Source organism: Actinotalea sp. (assembly GCF_041597215.1).
GTDB lineage: Bacteria > Actinomycetota > Actinomycetes > Actinomycetales > Cellulomonadaceae > Actinotalea.
In genome coordinates this window covers 1-6,718 of the sequence record NZ_JBFHHB010000172.1, presented here as the reverse complement: position 1 = coordinate 6,718, position 6,718 = coordinate 1, and the positions used below count along the sequence as shown (strand labels likewise).

Below are 6,718 nucleotides of genomic sequence, written 5' to 3'. Positions count from 1 at the left end.
TACCAAACGACAGACTCATAATCCGTCGGTCGTGGGTTCAAGCCCCACCTGGCCCACACCGGCTGACCTGCGGGAATGCACGAAATGGCTTTCGGGAATCACTGGCTAGTGCACCCAAAAGTGCACCCTATGGCCCCGAAAGCACCCGCCCCTGCGAGTTGCACACTCGGGGCCCCGCTGGTTGCATGACGGACGACCGGCGTCTAGGGGTAGACAGTCCCCACCCGGTGCGTGTATAGTCCTATACATCAGCAGGGCACACCGAAGCGAAGGACAGGGACCATGCGCACCGAGGCCACCACCACCCGCACCGTCACCGGCTGGAACGGCAGCCGCGAGGTCGTCGAGACTCTCGCCACCTACACCGGCACCGTCGAGTCCTTCAGCGTCTACGAGAGCGACCGGTCGCTTCGCACCGTCACCCTCACCGATGGCGACACCTTCACCACAAGCGTCCAGGCGCTCATCTCCCCGGTCGGCTACATCGCCGACGCGATCCTCGGGCGCGAGATCATCGCTGTCGCCTCGGTGCGCCCCGAGGCCGGACGCGAGGGCCTGGTCCGCCACATCGAACTCGCCGTCTGACCTAGACCGCCAAGAAAGGACGGACCGCCATGAACGCCTACGACATTGACGCATGGCTCGGGGACGCCGAGGCCACCGACGAGCAGCGGGCCGCGATCCAGGCAGCATCCGACGCGATCGGGGCGCGCTGGCCCGACCCGGACATGGCCGACAGCCGACGGGACGCGCTGAACGCCGCCGCGATGGTCACCCTCGGGGACGAGACGCTCGAAGCGCTGGCCGAGGCTTGGCGTGACGCCCGCGCAAGAGAGCAGGCGGCACGAGCGGCGCTCACCGGCGCGATCATCGCCAGCGGCGGCACCGAGGTCGACCTCGCTCGGCGCGCTGGCGTTACCCGGATGACCGTGCGGAAGGCTCTCGGGAAGGGCTGACGGACGACAAAGACGCCCCCGCCCGGCCGGAGCCGAGCGGGGGCGTCAGTCGTGCCGGGGCTAGTGCACGCGAATCCCGGAGCCTGCGCGTGCGGGCGCTTCGGGGATGTCGGTGAGTCGGACCTTGTCCTGGTGTGATCCTGCCGCGAGGACGACGGTGCCGACGGGGTTGCTCACGGCGTCAGGTCCGGCGATGAGCAGTCGTGCGATGCCTGCGGTCCCTGCGATGACGTCGGCGGCGGTGATGCCGAGCGTCGTGGCGACCGATGCCCACCCGGTGGCGTCCGTCACGTTCCACCACTCGGCGTCGACCCATGTCTCGCCGTCGAGCTGGACCTGTGGTGTGCCGGGTGCGTCGGGCAGGTCGGTGAATCCCCAATGCGCGTACTCGCGGGAGGTGCGGTCGAGGTTCATGGTGCTCCCAGGGTCAGAGTGCGGGGCCGGTCATGGTGAGCGGGTGCTTGGTCGGCCCGGTCATGGTGCGGGGTCGCGCGGTGGGGCCGGTCAGGTGCAGGGTGATGTCGCGGTAGGCGTCGGGGTCGGTGAGCACGGGCCCGGTTGCGGTGTGCTCGTGCCACGCGTCGGCGACGGTGAGGATGTGGTGCTGCGTCAGCGTCGGACCTGTGGCGGTGTGCGCGTGGGTGGTCGACGAGGGGCTCAGCGACCCGTTCACCGCGAGGCTCGGGGAGGTGGCGGTGTGCGCGTGCGTCGTGCTCGCCGGGGTGAGTGCGTACCGGGCTGCGAGCGTGGGGCTGGTGACGACGTGCATGTGGCTCGCGTCGTTGACGACGAGCGCGTGGTGCTGGGTCAGCGTGGGGCTGGTGGCCGTGTGGGCGTGCAGTCCGGTGGCTGGTGCGATCGTCCCTGCCGGGGTGACGGACGGGGGTGTCGCGGTGTGCCCGTGGCTCGCGTTGGCGGGCTGGAGCGTGTGGTGCTGGACGAGCGCGGGGGAGGTGGCCGTGTGTCCGTGGCTCGTGCCGGCGGGCGTGATCGTGTAGGTCGGTGCCGCCGTGCTGAGCGTGGGTGACGTGGCCGCGTGGCTGTGCGTCGTGCTCGCGGGGGTGATGGCGTGGTGCTGCACGAGCGCGGGCTGCGTGGCCGCGTGCGCGTGGGTGGCCGATGCCGGGGTGAGCGCCTGGTGCTGGGTGAGCGTCGGCGCGCTGGCGGCATGGGCGTGGGTGGCCGATGCGGGTGCGATGACGTGGTGCTGCACGAGGCTCGGCGACGTCGCGCCGTGCCCGTGCGCGCTGGAGGCCGGGGTGATGGTCGCGACGCCCGTGTAGTACGGGTTGCCGTCGAGGTCGGCGGTCCATGTGACGGTGCCGGGTCCGGTCGCCGAGTAGTACGGGACGCCGTCGGTGTCGAGGTACCAGTACAGGTCGCCGGGGCCGGTCTCGGAGAAGTAGGGCGCCCCGTCGGTGTCGGCGTAGGTGTAGAGCGTCGCGCCGGGGGTGAACAGGGGGTTGTCTGCCACGAGCGTCGGTGACGTCGAGGCGTGCGCGTGCGTCGAGCTGGCGGGTGCGAGCGTGTGGTGCTGCACGAGCGTGGGCGACGTGGCGGCGTGGGTGTGCGTGGCGTCGGCCGGGGTGACTCCTGAGGCCGGCAGGGTCGCCGAGAGGGTCGGGCTCGTCGCGGCGTGCGAGTGCGTGGACGCGGCGGGGGTGACGCTGACAGCGACGGCTGACAGTCCGCGGACGCGCACGAGGGCGGTCGGGCCGTAGACGTTGGTGGTCGTGCCGCTGGCGGTCGCGGTGACGGTCGGGGCGACGGTCGCGGTGCCAGCGGTGACGGCCTGCCGGAAGACGAACCCGCCGCTGTCGTTGCCCGTGGTCGTGTCGGGCTCGGAGATCTCGGTCATGGTGCCGAACGTGATGCCGCTCGCCGTGATCGCCTCGGCGGTGAACTGTGCCGGGGTGGTGACGTCGGTCGGGATCGCGGACCCGACGATGCACAGGTCGCCGGTTGCGAACGAGACGGCGTCGAGCACGGCGGACCAGGACGTGCCGCCAGCGGTGTCCTGCCCGGTGGCGACCGCGACGTCCCACAGCCCGGTTTCGTTGCGCAGGAGGTAGGTCTGCGTCCACGAGGAGTTGCCGGAGGTGATGGTCTGCGTGATCGTGCCGGTCTCGGTTCCTGCTGCGACCTTCCCGAACGCGGAGATCCGCATCGGTCCGGTGTCGACGCCCGTGGTGCCAGTGGTGCCGAGCATGGTGCCGAGGCTCGTCCACCCGGCCGGGGTCGATGGCGCGTTGGTTCCGGGCTTGGTGCCGACGAACCGCAGCAGGTAGTCGCCTGCCGCGATCCCGGCGGGCAGCGTGCCGACGACGGACGTGGACCCGTAGACGAGGGTCGACGCGGTGACGTAGGTCGCCGTCGGGTCGGGTGCGGTCGTCGTCAGGCTCGCACCGGTCGACGGCGTGGACTCGTTACCCGCGGCGTCCTTCGCGGTAACGGTGACCGTGTACGTGGTGCTCGACGACAGCCCAGTGATCGCGTAGGAGGTGGTCGCCGCGATCGTCGCGTGCGGTGCCCCGTCCACGTAGATCACGTTCTGCGTGACGCCGACCGCGTCCGTGCCCTGCGTCCACGAGACGGTGCCCCCGTTGTAGGTGGGCGAGCTCGTCGAGACCGACGTCGGGGCGGTGGGTGCGGTGGTGTCGCCAGCGGCCACGCCCTGCACCTCGTAGACCGCGATGCGCGGCGAGGACCACGTCTCGGTGCCGCCGACGGTCTTGGCCCCGGCCGTCCCCGTGTCCGCGTAGCGGAAGGAGAAGAGGTTGCCGTGGTCGGTGTCTGCGCCGGAGTTGCCGACGGTCATCGTGCCGGCGGTGCCCTCGTCGGCGGTGATCGTCGCGTCGTTCTGCCACGAGGACACGTTGCCGATGATGACCGAGTTGTCGCCGAGCGTGGTGATGCCGACGGTCGACGCGGCAGCCTTCGCGGACGCACCCGCGGAGGAGCTGCGGAACACGTAGACCATGCCCGCGCCCCACGAGTACCCGCCGCTCGCCGTGGTCGACAGTGTGATCGACACTGCGCCCGACCCGCCCGACCCGGCGACGGCCTCGAAGATGGCGACCTCGGTCGCGTCGCCTCCGTCAGCCTCGGATGCGCGGATGACCTCGGAGAACGTGAGCCCGGTTGCGGTGGGCGTGCCGATCTCGTTGTCGTCCCACTCGACGCCGAACACGACGACGATCCGGTCCCCAGCGTCCCAGGAGATCGACGCGGTCGCCTTCGGGTAGGTCGTGTCGGTGTTGTTGTACGCGCCGAGGGTGGTCGCGGAGACGAGGGTCGGAGCTGCCATCGGTCATCCCATCCCTAGACCGGCAGGCCGGTGTCGTGCCAGACGTTGCCGGTCTGGACTACGGGCGAGTCGGCCGACGTGATCGCGTCGACCGTGTTGTTGCCACGCTTGAACCGGTTGTTGCGGATGATGATGTTCGAGACCTTCGACAGCGTGTCGACGCCGGACTGGTAGCCGCCGTAGATGCAGTTGATGCCGCCCTCGAGGTAGTTCTCCTCGATGAGCACGTCGCGCATGTCGGACGCGGACCCGGTCGACAGGATGATCGCCGAGGTCGAGTCGTTGGGCATGACGATCGAGTTGCGGCGGATCGTCGCGCCGGAGCCGACGGCGCCGGTGCCGTTCGTGCCGAGCGACTGCATCCCGTCGGCGTGCGGGTCCGGGTTGGACGGGTTGATGTACGCCTTGACGTAGGAGTCCTCGATGAGCACGTCGTTGGCGAACTTGAGCCCGTCACCGCCGCCGTAGACCAGGCATCGGCGGAGCGTGTAGTTCGACCCGGAGATCGCCGAGTCGAGCCCGCCGATCAGGTCGCAGTCCTCGAACACGAGCTTCACGCCGCGCTCGGTGAGCACCGACCAGTACACGTAGGGGTCCTCAGCTGGACCGCCGTAGATGCGGCAGTTGCGGAAGGTGATCGTCTTGCCGGCGTCACCGACCGGGAACTCCATCGGGTACGTGCAGGTGATGTCGTACCCGGTCCACACGGCCCCATCGGCGGACCCGTAGAAGTCACCGGGCGCCCACCCGGACGACAGGTCGCCGACGGTCAGGCCGACCCCTGCGAGGCCGACCGTCGCCTGCGTGGGGAAGGTGCTCGGCGTGCCGACCGACTCCCCGAGCATCCGCGGGGTCAGGACGGCGCCGCCCTTCGCGCGGACGGTCAGGGCGGCACCGCCCTTCGCACGGACGACGCTCATGCTGCCGCGAACCAGAGGTCGTTGGCGCCCATGTTCGTCGGCTCCGTGGACCCGCCGACCCACAGCACGGGGACGGTCGTCGGCACGGATGGGCGCGCCTCGGAGCCGGTCGTGACGAGCACCACGCACGACGCCGCCCACACCTCGGGCACGTTCGCCTCGGTTGCCGCCCTGACGTCAGGTGACTGAGCCATCAGATCAGGCCGGGTCCGCGATCTCGATCTTCCACGAGCCGATGTCCACGGTGCCGCCGGAGACGAGCGCCTGCGAGGGGCAGGTCGTCACGTACAGGCGCGTGGACGAGTTGTCGTGGAGGACGATGTGCGTCGCGGTGCCCGATGCGGTGATCGAGACGCCGGACTTGGCGGCGATCGTCACCTTGCGGCCGGACGTGTCACCGTCGGCCACGGTGAAGTCGGCGCCGGAGACGGTCGCGGTGGCGAGCGTCACCGCAGCGATGCCCGCGTAGTTCGCCGGCTCAGCCGAGCAGACAGCCATGCGGATCGCGTTGTCCACGATGGCGAACGCGCCATCGAGGACCGTGTTGTCGACAGCCTTAGCCATGGTGGTTCTCCTTCTGGTGGGGTTGTAGCTCGGGTTACAAGGTCAGAGCACGGGGTCGAGGTCGAACACGCGCCCGCCCTCGGTGCGGAAGGTCACAGCCCGCGATGGGGTGTCCGCGCCGTTCGTGTGGCGGAACCAGTTGGAGCCGCCGTCGAGCGAGGGGACCTGGAGGAACAGTCGCCCGCCGCCGTAGTCCTGCACGCGCAGGTGGTGCAGGTGTCCGGCGAGCAGCACGTCCGCGTCGCCGATGGGCTGCCTGCCTGCGGACTGGCCCGCCCACCACTTCTCGTACCCGCCGCGGAACTGGTGCCCGTGCGCCAAGCCGAGGACCGTGCCGGCGACGTCGACTGTGACGGTGAGTTCGTCGTGCTCGGGGAACAAGAAGCGGACCCGGTCGGCCATCTCAGGGTTCTCGGCGACCGCGTCCTGCACAGCCGACGCCGCTTCGATGGCCCACGAGTCGGTGTACGTGGTCAGCGGGAAGCGGGTGGTCTCGTCGTGGTTGCCGGGGACGACGGGGACCAGGACGCGGGGGGCAAGGTTCGCGTAGGTGCGGACCTGCGCCCACAGGAGCCGCCGGTACACGCGCACCTGCTCGGTGATGCCGAGGTCGGTGCGCCCGACGACGCCGCCCTTCTGCGAGACGTTGCCCTCGATGCAGTCGCCGAGCTGGGGGAGTACCGCGTCGCCCACGCGACCGTTTCGGGCGAGCATCCTGTACCGTTGCGCGCCCCGCTCGATCTCGTTGAGGATGCGCGGGACGGCTGCCTCGGTGCCGCCGCCCTCGATCTTGCCGACCTGCGTATCGCCCATCGGTGCGACGAACGCGGACTCACTGGTGACCTTCGCCGCAGCCTTGGGCTTCCAGCGTGCGATGTCGCGGATCAGCGCGTCGAGGTCGATGCGTGCACCGTGCGTGGCATGGATGGGGACGATGGACAGTCGCGCCGACTCCAGCCACTCGCCGTCGT

Annotated in this window: 8 protein-coding genes; 2 read left to right on the top strand and 6 right to left on the bottom strand. The window is 70.1% G+C overall.

What is annotated here, in order from left to right:
* Window positions 1-282: 282 nt before the first annotated feature.
* Complete coding sequence (locus ABWK99_RS11805) at window positions 283-585, top strand: hypothetical protein (RefSeq protein ID WP_372594900.1); 303 nt, start codon at window positions 283-285, stop codon at window positions 583-585.
* Window positions 586-614: 29 nt separating this feature from the next.
* Window positions 615-956 (top strand): hypothetical protein, encoded by a 342-nt coding sequence (locus tag ABWK99_RS11800; RefSeq protein ID WP_372594899.1) that lies wholly within the window; start codon window positions 615-617, stop codon window positions 954-956.
* 60 nt (window positions 957-1,016) lie between these two features.
* Here ABWK99_RS11800 and ABWK99_RS11795 read toward each other — a convergent pair whose 3' ends face one another.
* The 6 genes from ABWK99_RS11795 to ABWK99_RS11770 all read right to left on the bottom strand — a co-directional run.
* Window positions 1,017-1,370, bottom strand: coding sequence for a hypothetical protein (locus ABWK99_RS11795; protein ID WP_372594898.1), 354 nt, complete (start codon window positions 1,368-1,370; stop codon window positions 1,017-1,019).
* A gap of 13 nt (window positions 1,371-1,383) precedes the next feature.
* Window positions 1,384-4,263, bottom strand: coding sequence for a hypothetical protein (locus ABWK99_RS11790; RefSeq protein WP_372594897.1), 2,880 nt, complete (start codon window positions 4,261-4,263; stop codon window positions 1,384-1,386).
* A 14-nt stretch (window positions 4,264-4,277) separates the two neighbouring features.
* Entirely contained in the window at window positions 4,278-5,183 is a 906-nt protein-coding gene (locus ABWK99_RS11785; RefSeq protein ID WP_372594896.1) for a hypothetical protein, read from the bottom strand.
* The gene (locus ABWK99_RS11780) at window positions 5,180-5,377 is read right to left on the bottom strand and encodes a hypothetical protein (protein ID WP_372594895.1); all 198 of its coding nucleotides are present in this window, start codon (window positions 5,375-5,377) and stop codon (window positions 5,180-5,182) included. Before ABWK99_RS11780 ends, ABWK99_RS11785 begins: the two co-directional genes overlap by 4 nt.
* Window positions 5,378-5,381: 4 nt before the next feature.
* Complete coding sequence (locus ABWK99_RS11775; RefSeq protein ID WP_372594894.1) at window positions 5,382-5,747, bottom strand: hypothetical protein; 366 nt, start codon at window positions 5,745-5,747, stop codon at window positions 5,382-5,384.
* A gap of 42 nt (window positions 5,748-5,789) precedes the next feature.
* Window positions 5,790-6,718: hypothetical protein (locus ABWK99_RS11770; protein WP_372594893.1), on the bottom strand; the 929-nt coding region annotated here is incomplete at its 5' end.

Excerpts from the sequence above, each read along its gene's own strand:
- ABWK99_RS11780 (WP_372594895.1), bottom strand. The coding sequence starts at position 5,377 with ATGGCTCAGTCACCTGACGTCAGGGCGGCAACCGAGGCGAACGTGCCC.
- ABWK99_RS11785 (WP_372594896.1), bottom strand. The coding sequence starts at position 5,183 with ATGAGCGTCGTCCGTGCGAAGGGCGGTGCCGCCCTGACCGTCCGCGCG.
- ABWK99_RS11790 (WP_372594897.1), bottom strand. The coding sequence starts at position 4,263 with ATGGCAGCTCCGACCCTCGTCTCCGCGACCACCCTCGGCGCGTACAAC.
- ABWK99_RS11805 (WP_372594900.1), top strand. The coding sequence starts at position 283 with ATGCGCACCGAGGCCACCACCACCCGCACCGTCACCGGCTGGAACGGC.
- ABWK99_RS11795 (WP_372594898.1), bottom strand. The coding sequence starts at position 1,370 with ATGAACCTCGACCGCACCTCCCGCGAGTACGCGCATTGGGGATTCACC.
- ABWK99_RS11775 (WP_372594894.1), bottom strand. The coding sequence starts at position 5,747 with ATGGCTAAGGCTGTCGACAACACGGTCCTCGATGGCGCGTTCGCCATC.
- ABWK99_RS11800 (WP_372594899.1), top strand. The coding sequence starts at position 615 with ATGAACGCCTACGACATTGACGCATGGCTCGGGGACGCCGAGGCCACC.